Raw genomic sequence first — 20,688 nt, forward strand, 5'->3', positions numbered from 1 at the left:
TCAGCTCCACCCTGCCGATCACTCCCAGTCCCCTCACTCCCGGACCTCTCACTCCCAGTCCCACCCGATCCCCAGGATCCCTGCCCGCACCTGCGGCTCCACCACATGGACGGCTCGGTGGCTCGCGCTGAGCGTCAGGTCCTGACGGCCGCCTCGCGGGGCCGCCGCCGAGTGCTGGGTGAAGCGGTGGCAGCGCACGGGCAGGACGCCCTCGGTGAATCTGACCTGGAGCGCGTACTGCCCGCCCGCGAAGCCGAAGCCGCGCAGATACTCCGATGAGGGGCCCGCCGTGCCGTCCTCGAAGCCGTAGCGGAAGAGGAACGTGTCGCCGGCCCGCAGCCGCGCGTCGAAGAGCAGCTCCGCCACGACGACGCCCGTCCCGCGGTGCCGGCGCACCCGCCCCGTACGGCAGTTCTCCAGGGCGCGCACCGAGACGTGATCGGTGCTGCATCCCGGGTCTCCGTGGTGGACGGCCACGTAGCGGTCCACGCCGTCCTGGTGGGCGCGCACGATGTGCTGGGAGTCGAGGCCGAGGAGCTCGCGGCGCGCCCCGATCCGCACCCGCTCGTGGTGGCCGACCGTGTGCAGGCCGCCGTCCGGGGGCGAGCCGAGCTCGGCGAGGAAGTGTTCGAGGACGCCCGAGGCCTCGACGAGCGAGCGGTAGGAGCGGGTCGAGGGGCGCTGGCGGGCCGTGTGTTCCTCGTCCTTGGCGAGCAGCCGGATCAGGGACTCGTCGGGCAGGTCCAGGATCTCCTCCAGGGCGCGCACGGCCCGCAGCGACTCGGTGCGCTGCGGGCGCCTCGCCCCCTGCTGCCAATAGCTCAGACTGGTGACGCCGACCGTGACGCCGCGCCGGGTCAGATGGTGCTGCACACGGTGCAGCGGCAGCCCGCGCGCGGTGATCGCGGCCCGCAGGGCGACATGGAAGGGCCCCGCCCGCAGGGCCGTCTCCAGTGCGGGCGCGCCGGCGTCCGCGTGCTGTGTGCCGTACGACATCCAGGGCCCTCCCCCGTGCATCCTCACAACGGCCGTCCGGCCGGGGCGTGCGCGGCCCCAATTCACCCGGCATTGAAGCGTGTTGATCTCGACCGGACAAGACTCGCTGCGCAAACCGTCTCGCCGGGCGGGCGCCGGACCGCTCCGGGAGACGCGCGGGCAACCTCACTGTCGGTGGCCGCAAGTAGGGTGTCTGACATGGCCGACCCTTCCAGCTACCGCCCCCAGCCGGGACAGATCCCGGACTCCCCAGGGGTGTACAGGTTCCGTGACGAGCACCGCCGGGTGATCTACGTCGGGAAGGCGAAAAGCCTGCGCCAGCGCCTGGCCAACTACTTCCAGGACCTGGCGAACCTGCATCCCCGTACCCGCACCATGGTCACCACGGCCGCGTCCGTGGAGTGGACCGTGGTGTCCACGGAGGTCGAGGCGCTCCAGCTGGAGTACTCCTGGATCAAGGAGTACGACCCCCGGTTCAACGTCAAGTACCGCGACGACAAGAGCTATCCCTACCTCGCGGTGACGATGAACGAGGAGTTCCCGCGCGTGCAGGTCATGCGCGGCCAGAAGAAGAAGGGCGTGCGCTACTTCGGTCCCTACGGGCATGCCTGGGCCATCCGCGACACCGTCGACCTGCTGCTTCGTGTCTTCCCGGTCCGCACCTGCTCCGCCGGCGTCTTCAAGAACGCCGCCCGCACCGGCCGCCCCTGCCTCCTCGGCTACATCGGCAAGTGCTCGGCCCCCTGCGTGGGCCGCGTCTCGCCCGAGGAGCACCGCGAACTGGCGGAGGACTTCTGCGACTTCATGACCGGCCGCACCGGCACGTACATCCGCCGTCTCGAGAAGGACATGACGGACGCCGCCGAGGAGATGGAGTACGAGCGCGCCGCACGCCTGCGTGACGACATAGAGGCGCTGCGCAAGGCGATGGAGAAGAGTGCCGTCGTCCTCGCCGATGCCACGGACGCCGACCTGGTCGCCCTCGCCGAGGACGAGCTGGAGGCCGCCGTGCAGATCTTCCATGTGCGGGGCGGGCGCGTGCGCGGCCAGCGCGGCTGGGTCACGGACAAGGTCGAGGCGGTCACCAGCGGTGACCTCGTCGAGCACGCGCTCCAGCAGCTGTACGGCGAGGAGCGCGGGGACGCTGTTCCCAAGGAGGTCCTCGTGCCCGCGCTGCCCGAGCCCCTGGAACCCGTACAGGAGTGGCTCACCACGCGCCGCGGGTCGAACGTGTCGCTGAGGATCCCGCAGCGCGGCGACAAGAAGGCCCTCATGGAGACGGTCCACAGGAACGCGCAGCAGGCGCTCGCACTCCACAAGACCAAGCGCGCCTCCGACCTCACCACGCGCTCGCGCGCCCTGGAGGAGATCGCCGGGGCTCTCGAGCTGGACAGCGCCCCGCTGCGCATCGAGTGCTACGACATCTCCCACCTCCAGGGCGACGACGTCGTGGCCTCGATGGTCGTCTTCGAGGACGGACTGGCCAGGAAGAGCGAGTACCGGCGCTTCCAGATCAAGGGCTTCGAGGGGCAGGACGACGTCCGCTCCATGCACGAGGTGATCACACGCCGCTTCAAGCGCTATCTGGCGGCGCAGGAGAAGTCGGGGGAGTGGTCCGACGCCGAGCTGACGGACGAGGACGGCCCGATCGAGTCCCGTCTCACCGAGGACGACGGTCGCCCCAAGCGGTTCGCGTACCCGCCCCAGCTGGTCGTCGTCGACGGCGGGCAGCCGCAGGTCGCGGCGGCCAAGCGGGCGCTGGACGAGCTGGGCATCGACGACATCGCGGTGTGCGGCCTGGCCAAGCGCCTCGAAGAGGTCTGGGTGCCCGACGAGGACGACCCGGTGATCCTTCCGCGCACCAGCGAGGGCCTCTATCTTCTCCAGCGCGTGCGTGACGAGGCGCACCGCTTCGCGATCACGTACCAGCGCACCAAGCGGGCCAAGCGCTTCCGGGCCGGGCCGCTCGACGAGGTGCCCGGTCTCGGGGACGCGCGCAAGCAGGCCCTGATCAAGCACTTCGGTTCGGTGAAGCGCCTGCGATCGGCCACAATCGATCAGATCTGCGAGGTTCCCGGCATAGGCCGCAAGACGGCAGAGACGATCGTGGCGGCCTTCGCAAGCGCGGAGCCCGCCGCACCGGCCGTGAACACGGCCACAGGAGAGATCATTGAAGACGAGGACCCCACGGCCACGGCCGTGGCCACCTCGGAAGGACGACGGGGGCAGGAGCCATGAACGAGAACGAGCAGGGCGAACAGGCACCACAGCCGGCCCCCGATGACCCGGCGGGCCAGGCGGCGGAGACAGACGGAGCACAGGTGAGTACGGGTACGACGAGCGAGACCCCCGAAGCGGCGATCCCCGAGCTGGTGATCATCTCCGGGATGTCCGGCGCCGGGCGTTCCACGGCCGCCAAGTGTCTGGAGGACCTCGGCTGGTTCGTCGTCGACAACCTGCCGCCCGCGCTGATCCCCACGATGGTCGAGCTCGGCGCCCGCTCCCAGGGCAATGTCGCCCGGATCGCCGTCGTCGTCGACGTGCGCGGCCGCCGCTTCTTCGACGACCTCCACCAGTCCCTCGCCGACCTGGAATCGCGCCAGGTCACACGGCGCATCGTGTTCCTGGAGTCCTCCGACGAGGCCCTGGTGCGCCGCTTCGAGTCGGTGCGCCGCCCGCACCCCCTCCAGGGCGACGGCCGCATCGTCGACGGGATCGCGGCCGAGCGCACGCTCCTGCGCGAGCTGCGCGGCGACGCCGACCTGGTCATCGACACCTCCAGCCTGAACGTGCACGAGCTGCGCGCCAAGATGGACGCCCAGTTCGCCGGCGACGAGGAGCCCGAGCTGCGGGCCACGGTCATGTCGTTCGGCTTCAAGTACGGCCTGCCCGTCGACGCCGACCTGGTCGTCGACATGCGCTTCCTGCCGAACCCGCACTGGGTCCCCGAGCTGCGCCCCTTCACCGGCCTGAACGAAGAGGTGGCGAACTACGTCTTCGGCCAGCCCGGCGCCAAGGAGTTCCTGGACCGGTACACCGAGCTGCTCCAGCTCATCGCCGCCGGATACCGCCGCGAGGGCAAGCGGTACGTGACGATCGCGGTCGGCTGCACCGGAGGCAAGCACCGCTCCGTCGCGATGTCGGAGAAGCTCGCCGCGCGCATCGCGGCGGAAGGCGTGGAGACCGTGGTCGTCCACCGGGACATGGGCCGCGAATGACCGGTCGCACACTCCGGCTCGGCAGCAGGCTCCGCCGGGTCACCCCTCCCACGGGCCGCCGGCGCGGCGCCCAGCCCAAGGTCGTCGCCCTCGGCGGTGGCATGGGCCTGTCCGCGTCACTGGCGGCCCTGCGGCGCATCACCGGCGACCTCACCGCCGTGGTGACCGTCGCCGACGACGGCGGCTCCAGCGGCCGGCTCCGCGACGAGCTGGGCGTCCTGCCGCCCGGCGACCTGCGCAAGGCCCTCGCGGCCCTGTGCGGCGACGACGACTGGGGCCAGACCTGGGCCCGCGTCATCCAGCACCGTTTCCAGTCCCAGGGCGACCTGCACGAGCACGCCGTCGGCAATCTGCTCATCGTCGCTCTGTGGGAGCAGCTCGGCGACCATGTGCAGGCCCTCGACCTGGTCGGCAAGCTGCTGGGTGCGCAGGGTCGCGTACTGCCCATGTCCGCGGTGCCGCTGGAGCTCCAGGCCCTGGTCAAGGGGCACGACCCGGCCCGCCCCGATGACATCGACACGGTGCGCGGCCAGGCCACGGTGGCGCTCACCCCCGGCGAGGTGCAGTCCGTGCACCTCGTGCCGCACGACCCGCCGGCCGTCCCCGAGGCGGTCGCCGCGGTGCTCGACGCCGACTGGGTGGTGCTCGGCCCCGGCTCCTGGTTCTCGTCCGTCATCCCGCATCTGCTGGTCCCCGATCTGCTCGACGCGCTGATGGCGACGAAGGCCCGCAGGGTCCTCTCGCTGAACCTCGCGCCGCAGCCCGGAGAAACCGAGGGGTTCTCACCGCAGCGTCATTTGGAGGTTTTGGGACGACACGCCCCTAAACTCGCCCTGGACGTGGTGCTGGCCGACGAGGCCGCCGTGCCCGACCGCGAGTCCCTGACCGACGCCGCCAAGGAGGGCTTCGGCGCTGCGGTCGAGTTGGCGCCTGTGGCCAGGCCCGACGGGACTCCGAGGCACGATCCGGAGCTGTTGGCCGCCGCGTACGACCGTATTTTTCGGATGCATGGAAGGATCGGCCCATGGCGATGACGGCAGCGGTGAAGGACGAGATCTCCCGGCTTCCCGTCACCCGGACCTGCTGCAGAAAGGCAGAGGTCTCGGCCATCCTGCGCTTCGCGGGCGGGCTCCACCTGGTGAGCGGCCGCATCGTGATCGAGGCGGAGCTGGACACCGCGATGGCGGCACGACGGCTGAAGCGGGACATCCTCGAGATCTTCGGGCACAGCTCGGAACTGATCGTGATGGCGCCCGGCGGGCTGCGCCGGGGCTCGCGCTTCGTCGTACGGGTCGTGGCCGGCGGTGACCAGCTGGCGCGCCAGACCGGTCTCGTCGACGGCCGCGGCCGCCCGATCCGGGGTCTCCCGCCGCAGGTGGTCTCGGGGGCCACCTGCGACGCCGAGGCCGCCTGGCGCGGGGCTTTCCTGGCGCACGGCTCGCTCACCGAGCCCGGCCGTTCCTCCTCCCTCGAGGTGACCTGCCCCGGCCCGGAGGCCGCGCTGGCCCTGGTCGGGGCCGCACGCCGCCTCCAGATTGCGGGCAAGGCCCGTGAGGTACGGGGTGTGGACCGTGTCGTCGTACGGGACGGGGACGCCATCGGCGCCCTGCTCACCCGCATGGGGGCGCACGAGTCGGTGCTCGCCTGGGAGGAGCGGCGGATGCGGCGCGAGGTCCGCGCCACCGCCAACCGCCTGGCCAACTTCGACGACGCGAACCTGCGCCGCTCGGCGCGCGCCGCCGTCGCCGCCGGGGCCCGCGTGCAGCGCGCCCTGGAGATCCTCGCCGACGAGGTGCCTGAGCACCTCGCGGCCGCCGGCCGGCTGCGCATGGAGCACAAGCAGGCCTCCCTGGAGGAGCTGGGCGCGCTCGCCGACCCGCCGCTGACGAAGGACGCCGTCGCGGGCCGCATCCGCCGCCTGCTCGCGATGGCCGACAAGCGGGCGCAGGACATGGGCATCCCGGGCACGGAGTCGAACATCAGCGAGGAGATGGCCGACAACCTCGCCGGCTGACCCCGGAGCGGAATGCCTCACGCCGGTGCCGGTGCCCTGCCGGGGCCCGGGCACCGGCGTTTTCGCTGCCCGGGGGACCGTGCACGGCGTGACGGGACCCCTTTGACGCGCCCTTGACTTGACCATGAACTGTCATGAGTCTGGCGTCTGTTCGCTTCTGCGGTAAACAGCCGCTTCTGCGGTTCACCACAGCTTCTGCGGTACTCACCTGCTTCTGCGGTACACAACTGCAAGGGGGGCTCATGAGACGAAGAGCGAGATCGATCCTCGCGGCCACGGCACTCGTACTGGGCGGACTGGGAGGCGCGGGACTGACGCCCGTCGCCCAGGCGGAGAGCGGCGGTGCACCCCGGTCGGACTCCGATCCGGTCAAGGTGTTCCGTGCGGAGGTCACGAAGGAGCAGGTACCCCTGCTCCTCGCGGCCGGACAGGACGGACACGAACTCGGCGAACAGGCCCCCGAGAAGGGGAAGGCCGAGGTCGAGGTCTACCTCACCGACAAGCAGGCCAGGCAACTGGAGAGCAAGGGCGTCGAGCTCACCGAGCACACGCTCTCCGCCAAGGCGCGAGCGCGCGTGGCGGCCGCGGGCGACGGCGTGTTCCGCCCCTACAGCGGCAAGGGCAATCTCCAGGAGGAGATCGTCAGAACGGGCCAGGAGCACCCCGGCCTCACCAAGGTCGTCTCCATCGGCAAGACGCTCCAGGGCCAGGACATCCTCGCGCTCAAGCTCACCAAGGGCGCCCGTACGACGAGGGACGGCGCCAAGCCGTCCGTGCTCTACATGTCCAACCAGCACGCCCGCGAGTGGATCACCCCCGAGATGACCCGCCGCCTGATGCACTACTACTTGGACAACTACTCCAAGGACAAGCGCATCAAGAAGATCGTCGACTCCACCGAGATGTGGTTCGTCCTGTCGGCCAACCCAGACGGATACGACTGGACGTTCAACCCCGACGGCGACCGCCAGTGGCGCAAGAACATGCGGGACGTGAACGGCGACGGCGCGATCACCACGGGCGACGGTGTCGACCTCAACCGCAACTTCGCCTACAAGTGGGGCTACGACGACGAGGGTTCGTCCCCGAGCCCCGCAAGCGAGACCTACCGCGGCGTGAGCCCCGGCTCCGAGCCCGAGACGAAGGCCCTAGACGCCTTCGAGAAGCGCATCGACTTCCGCTACGCCATCAACTACCACTCCGCGGCCCAGCTGCTGCTCTACGGAGTGGGCTGGCAGGTGGCCACCCCGACGCCGGACGACGTGCTCTACAAGGCGCTCGCCGGGACCCCCGAGAACTCCGCGATCCCCGGCTACCACCCGCAGGTCTCCTCCGAGCTGTACACCACCAACGGCGAAGCCGACGGGCACGCGGGCAACGTCAACGGCATCGGGATGTTCACGCCGGAGATGAGCGAGTGTCAGACCGCGTCGGCCGTCGACCCGGACGACCAGTGGCGCCCCGAGGACTGCGAGTCGGTCTTCACCTTCCCGGACGACGAGAAACTGATCCAGCAGGAGTTCGCCAAGAACATCCCCTTCGCGCTCTCCGTGGCCGAGACCGCGGCGCACCCCGATCAGCCGTCCTCCTCGGTCGGCCTCGACGCCCCCGACTTCACCCCGGCCGCCTTCAGCACCTCGTACGCGCGCGGTGCCGACCAGGAAGTCTCCGTGACCGCCCGCAAGTCGGTGCGCGACAAGGAGCTCAACTACCGTGTCGACCGCGGCCGTACGCACGACGAGGACCTGCGCGCCTGGAAGGGCGGCGAGACCTACGGCGGCGAGGACAACCTCCACTTCGACGCGTACCGCGCGAGGATCGAGGACGCGGACCCGGGCGACAAGGTCGAGGTCTGGTTCACCGGACGCACGAAGTCCGGGAAGCGCACCTCCAGCGACCACTTCACGTACACCGTGGCCGAGCGCCCCAGGGCCGACACCCTCGTCGTCGCCGAGAACGACGCCACAGGCCGGCAGAGCAAGGCGTACGTGGACGCGCTGAAGGCGAACGGCCGCACCCCGCTCGTGTGGAACGTCGCCACGCAGGGCGCCCCGGACGCACTCGCGGTGCTCGACCACTTCAGGACCGTCGTCCACTACACGGGCGCCGACCGCCCGGGCCTCACCACGCAGCTCGCGCTGCGCGACTACCTCAACGAGGGTGGCAAGCTGATCGAGGCCGGCGAGCAGGCGGGCGGCTCCGTCAACATCGGCGACACCACCACCAACGACTTCAGCCAGTACTACCTGGGCGCGTACTCGCGTACGTCGACACCCGGCGCCTCGAAGTTCGCCGGATCCGGCGTGCTGACCGGCGCCGCCGCGGGCCTCGGCGACGCTCCCGGCAACCCGCTGAACATCGCCGCGACTTACCAGTCCACCTCCGACGTGCTGTCCAAGGCCGACTACCCGCAGTTCACGAGCGCGGGCGCCGGTGCGTACGCGGGCACCCCCAACCCGTACAGCCCCTACGAGGGCAGCTCCATGGCCGCCGCCGTGCACACGGACGACGGGTGGAAGCGCCTGACCCGCACCATCGACCTCACCGGGGTCTCCGCCGCCGACAAGCCGGCCCTGAAGTTCCAGCTCCTGTGGGACACCGAGCCCGGCTACGACCACGCGGTGCTGGAGGCGCACACGGCGGGCGCCGAGGACTGGACGACACTGCCCGAGGCCGGCGGTGCCACGACGAACGCCGTCCCCGCCGAGTGCGAGGCCGGATTCCTGATCAAGGAGCACCCGGCTCTCAAGCGCTATCTGACGCCCGGCAGCGCGGGCTGCACGGCCACCGGCACCTCCGGCTCCTGGAACAGCCTCACGGGCGCCTCGGACGGCTGGAAGCCGGTGACCTTCGACCTGAGCGCCTACGCCGGAAAGACGGTCGAGGTCTCGCTCAGCTACATCACCGACCCCGGCAGCGGCGGCCACGGCGTCCTCGCCGACAACGCGTCCGTCGTGACCGGCGGCGCCGCGAAGGAGACCGAGGGCTTCGAGTCGTCGTTCGGCGCCTGGAAGGTCGCGGGCCCGCCCCCGGGCAGCCCCGTCGTCACCAAGGACTGGGCCCGTGCGGGTGAACTGTTCAAGACATATGGAGCCGTCAGCACCAAGGACACCGTGCTCCTCGGATTCGGTCTCGAACACGTCGCCACGGCGGCCGAGCGCAGCGTGCTCGTGGGGAAGGCGCTGGCCTCCCTGAGGAGCTGAGAAAGGCCGGGTCGAAAAGCGGACAAAATACCCCGCTCACTTTTCGCGAAAAGCGCCAGATGAGCGGGAATCCCGGCGGTCCGAACCCCTACTGGGCGGTACGGGCCGCCGGGCCGCACAAGGGCCCACTCAATGTCACCCGGAGGGCTTCGGAGAGGTAGGGTCGGAGGCGGTCGGGGACATCCCATACAACTCGCCGGCGTCTAAAACCGGCGTACCAACGAGGAGATCGGTTCGTGACGATCCGCGTAGGCATCAACGGCTTTGGCCGCATCGGGCGTAACTACTTCCGCGCGCTGCTTGAGCAGGGTGCAGACATCGAGATCGTGGCTGTCAACGACCTCGGTGACACCGCGACCACCGCACACCTTCTGAAGTACGACACCATCCTCGGCCGCCTGAAGGCCGAGGTCACGCACACCGTCGACACGATCACCGTCGACGGCCACAGCATCAAGGTCCTTTCCGAGCGCAACCCCGCGGACATCCCGTGGGGCGAGCTGGGCGTCGACATCGTCATCGAGTCGACCGGCATCTTCACGAAGAAGGCCGACGCCGAGAAGCACATCGCCGGCGGCGCCAAGAAGGTCCTCATCTCGGCTCCGGCCAAGGACGAGGACATCACCATCGTGATGGGCGTCAACCAGGACCAGTACAACGCGGCGACGGACCACGTCATCTCGAACGCGTCCTGCACGACCAACTGTGTGGCGCCGATGGCCAAGGTTCTCGACGAGAACTTCGGCATCGTCAAGGGCCTGATGACCACGGTCCACGCGTACACGAACGACCAGCGCATCCTGGACTTCCCGCACTCGGACCTGCGCCGCGCCCGCGCCGCCGCCGAGAACATCATTCCGACCACCACCGGTGCCGCCAAGGCGACCGCCCTGGTCCTCCCGCAGCTCAAGGGCAAGCTCGACGGCATCGCGATGCGCGTCCCGGTCCCGACGGGCTCGGCCACCGACCTGGTCGTCACCCTGGCGCGCGAGACCACCAAGGACGAGGTCAACGCCGCGTTCAAGAAGGCCTCCGAGGACGGCGACCTCAAGGGCTACCTGTCCTACACCGAGGACCCGATCGTCTCCTCCGACATCGTCGGCGACCCGGCGTCCTGCACCTTCGACTCCTCCCTGACCATGGTTCAGGAAGGTAACTCGGTGAAGATCCTCGGCTGGTACGACAACGAGTGGGGCTACTCCAACCGTCTCGTCGACCTCACGGTCTTCGTCGGCGGCCAGCTCTAAATCCAGAGCAGGCATCTCGATGTGAGCACAGGGTCCGGACCGCGCAACGACGCGCCGTCCGGGCCCTGTTGTGCGTCAGCCCACCCAAGAAGTCCAGGAGTCCAGCCATGAAGACGATCGACGAACTTCTCGCCGAAGGGGTCGAGGGCAAGCGGGTCTTCGTCCGCGCCGACCTCAACGTGCCTCTCGCCGACGGCCAGATCACCGACGACGGCCGCATCCGCGCCGTCCTGCCCACCGTCAAGGCCCTGGCCGACGCGGGCGCCAAGGTGATCGTCGCCTCCCACCTGGGCCGCCCCAAGGGAGCCCCGGACCCGGCGTTCTCGCTGCTGCCGGCCGCCGAGCGCCTCGCCGAGCTCCTCGGCAAGCCGGTCGCCTTCGCCCAGGACACCGTCGGCCCCGCCGCCCACGACGCGGTGGACGGTCTGGAGCCCGGCCAGGTCGCCGTCATCGAGAACCTCCGCTTCAACGCCGGCGAGACGTCGAAGGACGACACCGAGCGCGGCGAGTTCGCCGACCGGCTCGCAGCCCTCGCCGACGTCTACGTGGGCGACGGCTTCGGCGCCGTGCACCGCAAGCACGCCTCCGTGTACGACCTGCCGGCCCGTCTGCCGCACTACGCCGGCTACCTCATCGCCACCGAGGTCGGCGTCCTGAAGAAGCTCACCGACGAGGTCAAGCGGCCGTACGTCGTCGCGCTCGGCGGGGCCAAGGTCTCCGACAAGCTCGCCGTCATCGACCAGCTGCTCGGCAAGGCCGACCGCCTGCTCATCGGCGGCGGCATGGCCTACACCTTCCTCAAGGCCCAGGGCCACGAGGTCGGCATCTCCCTCCTCCAGGAGGACCAGATCCCGGCCGTCAAGGAGTACATCAAGCGCGCCGAGGACAACGGCGTCGAGCTGGTGCTCCCCGTGGACGTCCTGGTCTCGCCGGACTTCCCCGACCTCAAGACCAAGGCCCCGGCCAACCCCACCACCGTCGCCGCGGACGCCATCCCGGCCGACCAGGAGGGTCTCGACATCGGTCCGGAGACCCGCAAGCTGTACGCATCGAAGCTCGCCGACGCCGGGACGGTGTTCTGGAACGGCCCGATGGGCGTCTTCGAGCACCCCGACTACGCCGAGGGCACCAAGGCCGTCGCCCAGGCGCTCCTCGACTCCCCGGCCTTCACGGTCGTCGGCGGTGGCGACTCGGCCGCGGCCGTCCGGCTCCTCGGCTTCGACGAGAATGCATTCGGCCACATCTCGACCGGCGGCGGCGCCTCCCTCGAATACCTTGAGGGCAAGACGCTCCCCGGCCTTGCCGCACTGGAGGACTGAACCTCAATGACCACCCGCACGCCGCTGATGGCGGGCAACTGGAAGATGAACCTCAACCACCTCGAGGCCATCGCCCACGTCCAGAAGCTCGCCTTCGCGCTGTCCGACAAGGACTACGACGCCGTCGAGGTCGCGGTCCTGCCGCCCTTCACCGACCTGCGCTCCGTACAGACCCTGGTCGACGGCGACAAGCTCAAGATCAAGTACGGCGCCCAGGACATCTCGGCCCACGACTCCGGCGCCTACACCGGCGAGATCTCGGGCCCGATGCTCGCCAAGCTCAAGTGCACGTTCGTGGCGGTCGGCCACTCCGAGCGCCGCCAGTACCACAACGAGACCGATGAAGTCTGCAACGCCAAGGTGAAGGCCGCCTTCAAGCACGGCCTGACCCCGATCCTCTGCGTCGGCGAGGAGCTCCACGTCCGCGAGGCGGGCGACCACGTCGCCCACACGCTGTCGCAGGTCGAGGGCGGCCTCAAGGACATCCCGGCCGAGCAGGCCGAGACCATCGTGATCGCGTACGAGCCGGTCTGGGCGATCGGCACCGGCAAGGTCTGCGGCGCCGAGGAAGCCCAGGAGGTCTGCGGGGCGATCCGCGGAAAGCTCGCCGAGCTGTACTCCCAGGAGCTGGCCGACAAGGTCCGCATCCAGTACGGCGGCTCGGTGAAGTCCGGGAACGTCGCGGAGATCATGTCGAAGCCCGACGTCGACGGCGCCCTCGTCGGCGGCGCGGCGCTCGACGCCGAGGAGTTCGTCAAGATCATCCGCTTCCGCGACCAGTGAGCCGCGCCCCTGAGGCGAACCAACAGGTCGCGAGTATGCGGTAGCGGCGTTACGTCGTACCCTTGCGGGGGCCGGGTGGCTTTCCACCGGGCCCCCGCAGCACGTATAAGTCGCAGTACGGATACATCGCAGTACGTATCAGTTCAGTCCGAGAGAATTGCCAGGAAGTAGGGACCAGCCGTGGTTATGGGGTTCTCGATCGCCCTGATCGTCTTCAGCCTGCTGCTGATGCTCCTTGTGCTCATGCACAAGGGAAAGGGTGGCGGTCTCTCCGACATGTTCGGTGGCGGCATGCAGTCGTCCGTCGGCGGCTCGTCGGTCGCCGAGCGCAACCTGGACCGCATCACCATCGTGCTCGGTCTGCTGTGGTTCGCGTGCATTGTCGTGCTCGGCCTGCTCATGAAGGTCAACAACTGACGCCGTCACACCTGCACATCGCGCACATAAGGCCCCATGTTCGGTACGCGCCCTCGGGCGCGGCCTATCATGGGGCTTGCGTCTGGGGGCGGGGATGTAACTCCAATCACTGGACGCGCGTTGGGCCTTACGTAGACTGAGGCGCCCGCGGCGGAGCGAGACGCCGACAAGCTCCGCGGCACCATCACGCAGGGAGTTACGACCGTGGCAAGTGGCAACGCGATCCGAGGAAGTCGGGTCGGGGCGGGGCCGATGGGCGAGGCCGAGCGCGGCGAGTCCGCGCCGCGTCTGCGCATCTCCTTCTGGTGCTCCAACGGGCACGAGACGCAGCCGAGCTTCGCCTCCGACGCGCAGGTGCCGGAGACTTGGGACTGTCCGCGCTGCGGCTTCCCTGCCGGGCAGGACCGGGACAACCCGCCGGACCCGCCGCGCACCGAGCCCTACAAGACGCACCTCGCGTACGTGCGCGAGCGGCGCAGTGACGCGGACGGCGAGGCGATCCTCGCGGAGGCGCTCGCCAAACTGCGGGGCGAGATCTAGGACTTGAGCACCGGCCGGACACACCCAAGTGTCCGGCCGGACTCGTTCGGCCGTAGCGGTCCGGACAGATGCCGTATACCGGGCCCTGATCAATTAAGTTGGTCAAGCAGCGGGGCAAGGTACGTACGCAGGTACGAGAGAAGGCTGAAGTCCGAGATGAACGCAGAAAGCCGTACCAGGCTCAATCAGATGCCCGAGTGGACGGCGCTCGCCAAGCACCGGGAAGAACTCGGGGACGTGCAGCTGCGTGAGCTGTTCGCCGCCGAACCGGCGCGCGGCTCCGACTACACGCTCCAGGTCGGCGATCTGCACGTCGACTACTCCAAGCACCTGGTCACGGACGAGACGCTGCGCCTGCTGCGCGAGCTCGCCGCCGCGACCGACGTGTTCGGGCTGCGGGACGCCATGTTCCGCGGCGAGAAGATCAACACGACGGAGGGCCGGGCCGTGCTGCACACGGCGCTGCGGGCCCCGCGTGACGCGGTGATCGAGGTCGACGGCGTCGATGTCGTCCCGCAGGTGCACGCCGTGCTGGACAAGATGGCCGCCTTCGCGGACAGGGTCCGTTCGGGCGAGTGGACGGGTCACACCGGCAAGCGCATCAAGAACGTCGTGAACATCGGCATCGGCGGTTCCGACCTGGGTCCGGCGATGGCGTACGAGGTGCTCCGCTCCTTCACGGACCGGGACCTGACGGTCCGATTCGTGTCGAACGTGGACGGTGCGGACCTGCACGAGGCCGTCCGGGATCTCGACCCGGCCGAGACGCTGTTCATCATCGCGTCGAAGACGTTCACGACGATCGAGACGATCACCAACGCGACCTCCGCGCGCAACTGGCTCCTCACCGGTCTGAGGGCCGGCCAGGAGGCCGTGGCCAAGCACTTCGTGGCCCTGTCGACGAACGCCGAGAAGGTCTCCGACTTCGGCATCGACACAGCCAACATGTTCGAGTTCTGGGACTGGGTCGGCGGGCGTTACTCGTACGACTCGGCCATCGGCCTCTCGCTGATGATCGCGATCGGTCCGGACGCCTTCCGCGAGATGCTCGACGGGTTCCACCTCGTCGACGAGCACTTCCGCACCGCTCCCGCCGAGGCGAACGCCCCTCTTCTGATGGGCCTGTTGGGCATCTGGTACGGCAACTTCCACGGCGCCCAGTCGCACGCGGTCCTGCCGTACTCGCACTACCTGTCCAAGTTCACCGCGTACCTCCAGCAGCTCGACATGGAGTCCAACGGCAAGTCCGTGACGCGGGACGGCACGGAGGTCGACTGGCAGACGGGCCCCGTCGTCTGGGGCACCCCCGGCACCAACGGGCAGCACGCCTACTACCAGCTCATCCACCAGGGAACGAAGTTGATCCCGGCGGACTTCATCGGGTTCGCCGAGCCCGTGGCGGACCTGCTGCCGGGACTCGTCGCGCAGCACGACCTGCTGATGGCCAACTTCTTCGCGCAGACGCAGGCCCTCGCCTTCGGCAAGACCCCGGCCGAGGTCCGTGCCGAGGGGGTGCCCGAGGAGCTCGTGCCGCACAAGACGTTCCGGGGCAACCACCCGACGACGACGCTCCTGGCGAAGCGGCTCACCCCGTTCGTCCTCGGCCAGTTCATCGCGCTCTACGAGCACAAGGTGTTCGTCCAGGGCGCCGTCTGGAACATCGACTCCTTCGACCAGTGGGGCGTCGAGCTCGGCAAGGTCCTCGCCAAGCGCATCGAGCCCGCCCTCACGGAGGGTGCCGACGTGCCGGGACTCGACCCGTCCACCAAGGCGCTGGTGGCCAAGTACCGCGAACTGCGCGGCCGTTAGATCGCTGGGCGGCGCATCTAATTGGGATGCGCCGCCGTCTGTGGCGGGTGACACTGCTCCGGTCGCGTCACCTGCCGGGAGGACCCCATGGACCAGCTCATGTCCGCGCTCGCCGACCCCGAACGACTGAAGCTCTACGCGCGGATCGTGCTGGACGAGCTGGCGCCCCGCGACGAGGACTCCCCGGCCGTGCGCAAGCACCTGGGGCGCCTCGTCTCCACCGGGCTCGTCGAGCGAAGGCCGGACGGAACGCTGCGCGCGGACCCCTCCGTGTTCCGCCGCGAGCGCCCGGCGGAGATCCATCCCGCCGTGCCGCGCCGCCTCACGGGGTTCTTCGCGCGCGGACGCCTCACCTCGATCCCGGTCCGTGCCACCGTGCGCCACGAACTCCTCGTCCACCTCACGGGCACGCTCTTCGAGACCGAGCGCACCTACACCGAGGGCGAGGTCAACGAGGCGTTCCGCACCGTCCACGAGGACACCTCGGCGCTGCGCAGATACTGCGTGAACGACGGGCTGCTCGTACGGGAGCGCGACGGCAGCAGCTATCGCAGGGCGCACGCGTAGGGGCCCCGCACCTGCCAACTTCGGTGCGGGGCCCCTGCGTTCGTGTCTTCGCGCGTGGCGAGCCTCAGGCGACGTGCGGCGGATACAGCTCGGGCGGCAGCTGTGAGGCCGCCGCCGAGTCGAGCAGCCACAGCGTGCGCGAGCGGCCGTACGCGCCCGCGGCCGGCGCCTGGATCTCGCCCGCGCCGGACAGTGCGATGGCCGCGGCCTCCGCCTTGTCCTCACCCGCCGCGAGCAGCCACACTTCGCGCGCGGCCCGGATCGCCGGGAGCGTGAGCGAGATGCGGATGGGCGGCGGCTTGGGCGCACCGTGCACACCGACGACGGTGCGCTCGGTCTCCCGGACCGCCGGCAGTTCGGGGAAGAGCGACGCGACGTGCGTGTCCGGGCCGACTCCCAGCATCAGGACGTCGAACGTCGGCACCGGACCGTGGTCCTCCGGCCCCGCTGCGGCGGCCAGTTCGGCGGCGTAGACCTGCGCGGCGGCGTCCACCTCGTACGGGCCGTCCGAAGCCGGCATCGGGTGGACCCGGTCCGGGTTCAGCGGCACCGAGTCGAGGAGCGCCTCGCGGGCCTGTGTGTAGTTCCGCTCGGGGTCGCCGTCCGGCAGGAACCGCTCGTCGCCCCACCACAGGTCGAGGCGCGTCCAGTCGACCGCGTCCCGGGCGGGAGCGGTCGCGAGGGCGGCCAGGAGTCCGTTGCCGTTGCGCCCGCCCGTCAGGACGACGGACGCGTAGCCGCGGGCGGCCTGGGCGTCCACGATCTTCGTGATGAGCCGGGCCGCGGCGGCCTGCGCCATCAGCTCCTTGTCGCGGTGCACCACCAACTGGGGTGCCGTGGTCATCACTTGGCGGCCGCCTTCGAAGCGGATTTCTTGGCGGCGGACTTGGCGGGCGCCTTCTTGGCCGCCGTCTTCTTCGCGGGAGCGGAAGCGGCCGCAGGAGCGTCCGCGTCGGCCCCGGGCCCCTGCCCGTCCGGCGCCGCCGCCGGTTCACCCAGCCGGTGCACGCCGTACTTCAGTGCGGCGGCGTACGTGTCGTCCGGGTCGAGGCGGCGCAGCTCCTCCGCGATCAGCTCGGACGTCTCGCGGCGTTTGAGCGCCACCGCGCGGTCCGGCTGACCCTGGATCGACAGTGTGGCCAGCGAACCGTCCGGCCGGTCGAGCACGATGGCGCCGCAGTCCGTCTCCATGCGTACGGCCGTCAGGCCGGGGCCCGACGACACCGACCGCTTGACCGGCACGTCGAGCCGGTCCGCGAGCCACATGGCGAGCAGCTCGCAGCTCGGGTTGAACTCCTCGCCCTCCACCTCCACCGAGTTGACCTTGCAGGCCACCTGGTCGAGAGCGGCGGCGAGCATGGAGCGCCACGGCGTGATCCGGGTCCACGACAGGTCCGTGTCACCGGGCGTGTAGGCGCCGGCGCGGGCCTCCAGCTCGTCGTTGGGCTGCTCCGCCGCGTACGTGTCCGTCACGCGGCGCTGGGCGAGCGCCCCCAGCGGGTCCTTGGCCGGGTCGAGCGGCGCGTTCACCGGCCACCAGGCCACGACCGGGGCGTCCGGCAGGAGCAGCGGCAGGGCGACCGACTGGGCGTGGTTGATGACCTCGCCGTACAGCCGCAGGACGACCGTCTCGCCGGTCCCCGCCTCCGCGCCGACGCGCACCTCGGCGTCGAGCCTCGACGTCGTACGGTCGCGCGGCGAACGTGAGACGCGCTTGATGACCACGAGGGTCCGCGAGGGGTGCTCGCGGGACGCCTCGTTCGCGGCCCTCAGCGCGTCGTAGGCGTTCTCCTCGTCGGTCACGATGACGAGGGTGAGCACCATGCCGACGGCGGGCGTGCCGATGGAGCGACGGCCCTCCATGAGCGCCTTGTTGATCTTGCTGGACGTGGTGTCCGTGAGGTCGATCTTCATGGCCGGCGCCAGCTCCGTCCGTCTCGTGCGAGCATCTCGTCCGCCTCGGCGGGCCCCCACGTGCCGGACGGGTACTGGGCCGGCTTGCCGTGCTTGTCCCAGTACTTCTCGATCGGGTCGAGGATGTTCCAGGACAGCTCGACCTCCTCCGTGCGGGGGAAGAGGTTCGAGTCGCCGAGCAGGACGTCCAGGATCAGCCGCTCGTACGCCTCCGGGCTGGACTCCGTGAACGACTCGCCGTACGCGAAGTCCATCGACACGTCCCGGATCTCCATGGAGGTGCCGGGCACTTTGGAGCCGAAGCGGACCGTGATGCCCTCGTCCGGCTGGACGCGGATGACGATCGCGTTCTGGCCGAGCTCCTCCGTCGCCGTGTGGTCGAAGGGGGAGTGGGGCGCGCGCTGGAAGACGACGGCGATCTCGGTGACGCGGCGGCCGAGGCGCTTGCCGGTGCGCAGGTAGAAGGGGACGCCCGCCCAGCGGCGGTTGTCGACCGACAGCTTGATGGCCGCGTAGGTGTCGGTCTTCGACTTGGGGTCGATGCCGTCTTCCTGGAGGTAGCCGACGGCCTTCTCGCCGCCCTGCCACCCGGCCGCGTACTGGCCGCGGACCGTGTGGTCGCCGAGTTCCTTGGGCAGCCGGACCGCGCCGAGCACCTTGGCCTTCTCGGCGACGAGCGCGTCCGCGTCGAAGGAGGCGGGCTCCTCCATGGCGGTGAGGGCCATGAGCTGGAGGAGGTGGTTCTGGATGACGTCGCGGGCGGCGCCGATGCCGTCGTAGTAGCCGGCGCGGCCGCCGATGCCGATGTCCTCGGCCATCGTGATCTGCACGTGGTCGACGTACGACCGGTTCCAGATCGGCTCGAAGAGGGTGTTGGCGAAGCGCAGGGCCAGGATGTTCTGGACGGTCTCCTTGCCGAGGTAGTGGTCGATCCGGAACACCTGGTCCGGGGCGAACACCTCGTGCACGATCGCGTTCAGTTCCTTGGCCGACTCGAGGTCGTGGCCGAACGGCTTCTCGATGACCGCGCGGCGCCACGAACCCTCGGGCGCGTCCGCGAGGCCGTGCTTCTTCAGCTGCTGCACGACCTGCGGGAAGAACTTGGGGGGCACGGAGAGGTAGAAGGCGAAGTTGCCGCCCGTCCCCTGCGCCTTGTCGAGCTCCTGCATCGTCGTCTTCAGGCGCTCGAAGGCGTCGTCGTCGTCGAAGTTGCCCTGGACGAAGCGCATGCCCTGGACGAGCTGCTGCCAGACCTCCTCGCGGAACGGCGTACGCGCGTGTTCCTTGACCGCGTCGTGCACCTCCTGCGCGAAGTCCTCGTCCTCCCATTCGCGTCGGGCGAAGCCGATCAGCGAGAAGCCCGGCGGAAGCAGACCCCGGTTGGCGAGGTCATAAACGGCGGGCATCAGCTTTTTACGGGACAAATCGCCTGTGACACCGAAGATGACCAGGCCCGACGGCCCCGCGATACGCGGGAGCCGTCGGTCTGCGGCGTCACGGAGCGGGTTCGCTCCATGAACTGGGGTCAAGATCTCAGCCCTCCGAAGGGGCGAGGCGCTGGAGCTCCGCCTCGGTCGACTTGAGCAGGTCGTTCCAGGACGCCTCGAACTTGTCGACGCCCTCGTCCTCGAGCACCTGCACGACGTCGTCGTACGAGATGCCGAGCTTCTCGACAGCCGCGATCTCCGTGCGGGACTGGTCGTACGTCCCGGCGATCGTGTTGCCGGTGACCTCACCGTGGTCGGCGGTCGCGTCGAGCGTGGCCTCCGGCATGGTGTTGACGGTGCCGGGCGCGACCAGGTCCACGACGTACAGGGTGTCCTTGTACGCCGGGTCCTTCACGCCGGTCGACGCCCACAGGGGGCGCTGCTTGTTGGCCTGCGCCTTGTCGAGCGCGGCCCAGCGGTCCGAAGAGAAGACCTCCTCGAACGCCTCGTACGCGAGACGGGCGTTGGCCAGCGCGGCCTTGCCCTTGAGCGCCTTGGCCTCGTCGGTGCCGAGGGCGTCCAGGCGCTTGTCGATCTCCGAGTCCACGCGGGAAACGAAGAAGGACGCCACCGAGTGGATCTTGGAGAGGTCCAGGCCCGCGGCCTTCGCCTTCTCCAGACCCGCGAGGTACGCGTCCATGACCTCGCGGTAGCGCTCCAGCGAGAAGATCAGCGTCACGTTCACGCTGATGCCCTTGCCGATGACCTCGGTGATCGCGGGCAGGCCCGCCTTCGTCGCCGGGATCTTGATGAGCGTGTTGGGGCGGTCCACCAGCCAGGCCAGCTGCTTGGCCTCGGCGACGGTGGCCGTCGTGTTGTGGGCGAGGCGCGGGTCGACCTCGATCGACACGCGGCCGTCCTGGCCCGCCGTCGCCTCGAAGACCGGACGCAGGATGTCGGCGGCGTCACGGACGTCCGCCGTCGTGATCATGCGGATGGCCTCTTCGACGGTGACCTTGCGGGCGGCGAGGTCGGCGAGCTGCTGCTCGTAGCCGTCACCGTGCGAGATCGCCTTCTGGAAGATCGACGGGTTGGTCGTGACGCCCACGACGTGCTGCTGGTCGATCAGCTCGGCAAGGTTGCCGGACGTGATCCGCTTGCGCGACAGGTCGTCCAGCCAGATCGCGACGCCCTCTTCCGAGAGGCGCTTCAGTGCGTCTGTCATGGAAAATGC

The 20,688-nt window shown here is 69.7% G+C and carries 17 protein-coding genes; 12 read left to right on the top strand and 5 right to left on the bottom strand.

What is annotated here, in order from left to right; translation table 11 throughout:
• Positions 1-48 precede the first annotated feature (48 nt).
• A complete protein-coding gene (locus tag CG723_RS07190) occupies positions 49-996 on the bottom strand; it encodes a hypothetical protein (protein WP_100592382.1) in 948 nt (315 codons plus the stop codon).
• Between the two features lie 198 nt (positions 997-1,194).
• Between CG723_RS07190 and uvrC the strand changes: the two genes are divergently transcribed.
• The 12 genes from uvrC to CG723_RS49125 all read left to right on the top strand — a co-directional run bounded on the left by uvrC (position 1,195) and on the right by CG723_RS49125 (position 16,113).
• Complete coding sequence (gene uvrC / locus CG723_RS07195; protein WP_100592383.1) at positions 1,195-3,234, top strand: excinuclease ABC subunit UvrC; 2,040 nt, start codon at positions 1,195-1,197, stop codon at positions 3,232-3,234.
• The gene (gene rapZ / locus CG723_RS07200; RefSeq protein ID WP_100592384.1) at positions 3,231-4,214 is read left to right on the top strand and encodes an RNase adapter RapZ; all 984 of its coding nucleotides are present in this window, start codon (positions 3,231-3,233) and stop codon (positions 4,212-4,214) included. Before uvrC ends, rapZ begins: the two co-directional genes overlap by 4 nt.
• Positions 4,211-5,248: a gluconeogenesis factor YvcK family protein gene (locus CG723_RS07205; protein ID WP_100592385.1), complete on the top strand. Its 1,038-nt coding sequence runs from the start codon at positions 4,211-4,213 to the stop codon at positions 5,246-5,248. The genes rapZ and CG723_RS07205 overlap by 4 nt, the downstream gene beginning before the upstream one ends.
• The gene (gene whiA, locus CG723_RS07210; protein ID WP_100592386.1) at positions 5,239-6,228 is read left to right on the top strand and encodes a DNA-binding protein WhiA; all 990 of its coding nucleotides are present in this window, start codon (positions 5,239-5,241) and stop codon (positions 6,226-6,228) included. The genes CG723_RS07205 and whiA overlap by 10 nt, the downstream gene beginning before the upstream one ends.
• 242 nt (positions 6,229-6,470) lie before the next feature.
• Positions 6,471-9,431, top strand: coding sequence for a M14 family metallopeptidase (locus CG723_RS07215; protein WP_100592387.1), 2,961 nt, complete (start codon positions 6,471-6,473; stop codon positions 9,429-9,431).
• A gap of 236 nt (positions 9,432-9,667) precedes the next feature.
• Positions 9,668-10,678: a type I glyceraldehyde-3-phosphate dehydrogenase gene (gene gap / locus CG723_RS07220; protein WP_100592388.1), complete on the top strand. Its 1,011-nt coding sequence runs from the start codon at positions 9,668-9,670 to the stop codon at positions 10,676-10,678.
• Between the two features lie 107 nt (positions 10,679-10,785).
• Complete coding sequence (locus tag CG723_RS07225; RefSeq protein WP_100592389.1) at positions 10,786-11,997, top strand: phosphoglycerate kinase; 1,212 nt, start codon at positions 10,786-10,788, stop codon at positions 11,995-11,997.
• 6 nt (positions 11,998-12,003) lie between these two features.
• The gene (tpiA, locus tag CG723_RS07230; protein WP_100592390.1) at positions 12,004-12,780 is read left to right on the top strand and encodes a triose-phosphate isomerase; all 777 of its coding nucleotides are present in this window, start codon (positions 12,004-12,006) and stop codon (positions 12,778-12,780) included.
• A gap of 186 nt (positions 12,781-12,966) precedes the next feature.
• Entirely contained in the window at positions 12,967-13,197 is a 231-nt protein-coding gene (secG, locus tag CG723_RS07235; protein WP_100592391.1) for a preprotein translocase subunit SecG, read from the top strand.
• Positions 13,198-13,449: 252 nt separating this feature from the next.
• The gene (locus tag CG723_RS07240) at positions 13,450-13,737 is read left to right on the top strand and encodes an RNA polymerase-binding protein RbpA (protein ID WP_007448238.1); all 288 of its coding nucleotides are present in this window, start codon (positions 13,450-13,452) and stop codon (positions 13,735-13,737) included.
• Positions 13,738-13,893: 156 nt separating this feature from the next.
• Positions 13,894-15,546 carry a glucose-6-phosphate isomerase gene (gene pgi / locus CG723_RS07245; protein WP_100592392.1) on the top strand — a complete coding sequence of 551 codons (1,653 nt, stop codon included), beginning with the start codon at positions 13,894-13,896 and terminating at the stop codon, positions 15,544-15,546.
• A gap of 87 nt (positions 15,547-15,633) precedes the next feature.
• Positions 15,634-16,113: a DUF2087 domain-containing protein gene (locus tag CG723_RS49125; protein WP_442802528.1), complete on the top strand. Its 480-nt coding sequence runs from the start codon at positions 15,634-15,636 to the stop codon at positions 16,111-16,113.
• Between the two features lie 64 nt (positions 16,114-16,177).
• On the opposite strand, the gene pgl is transcribed toward CG723_RS49125, so the two are convergent.
• From pgl to tal, 4 genes are read right to left on the bottom strand one after another with little or no spacing between them, the layout of a single operon-like run.
• Entirely contained in the window at positions 16,178-16,957 is a 780-nt protein-coding gene (gene pgl, locus CG723_RS07255; RefSeq protein ID WP_100592393.1) for a 6-phosphogluconolactonase, read from the bottom strand.
• Positions 16,957-18,027 (bottom strand): glucose-6-phosphate dehydrogenase assembly protein OpcA, encoded by a 1,071-nt coding sequence (opcA, locus tag CG723_RS07260; RefSeq protein ID WP_100592394.1) that lies wholly within the window; start codon positions 18,025-18,027, stop codon positions 16,957-16,959. Before opcA ends, pgl begins: the two co-directional genes overlap by 1 nt.
• Positions 18,024-19,556 carry a glucose-6-phosphate dehydrogenase gene (zwf, locus tag CG723_RS07265; protein ID WP_100592395.1) on the bottom strand — a complete coding sequence of 511 codons (1,533 nt, stop codon included), beginning with the start codon at positions 19,554-19,556 and terminating at the stop codon, positions 18,024-18,026. Before zwf ends, opcA begins: the two co-directional genes overlap by 4 nt.
• A gap of 4 nt (positions 19,557-19,560) precedes the next feature.
• Complete coding sequence (tal, locus tag CG723_RS07270; RefSeq protein WP_100592396.1) at positions 19,561-20,679, bottom strand: transaldolase; 1,119 nt, start codon at positions 20,677-20,679, stop codon at positions 19,561-19,563.
• Positions 20,680-20,688: the final 9 nt, after the last annotated feature.

This window comes from Streptomyces sp. CB01635 (assembly GCF_002803065.1).
GTDB lineage: Bacteria > Actinomycetota > Actinomycetes > Streptomycetales > Streptomycetaceae > Streptomyces.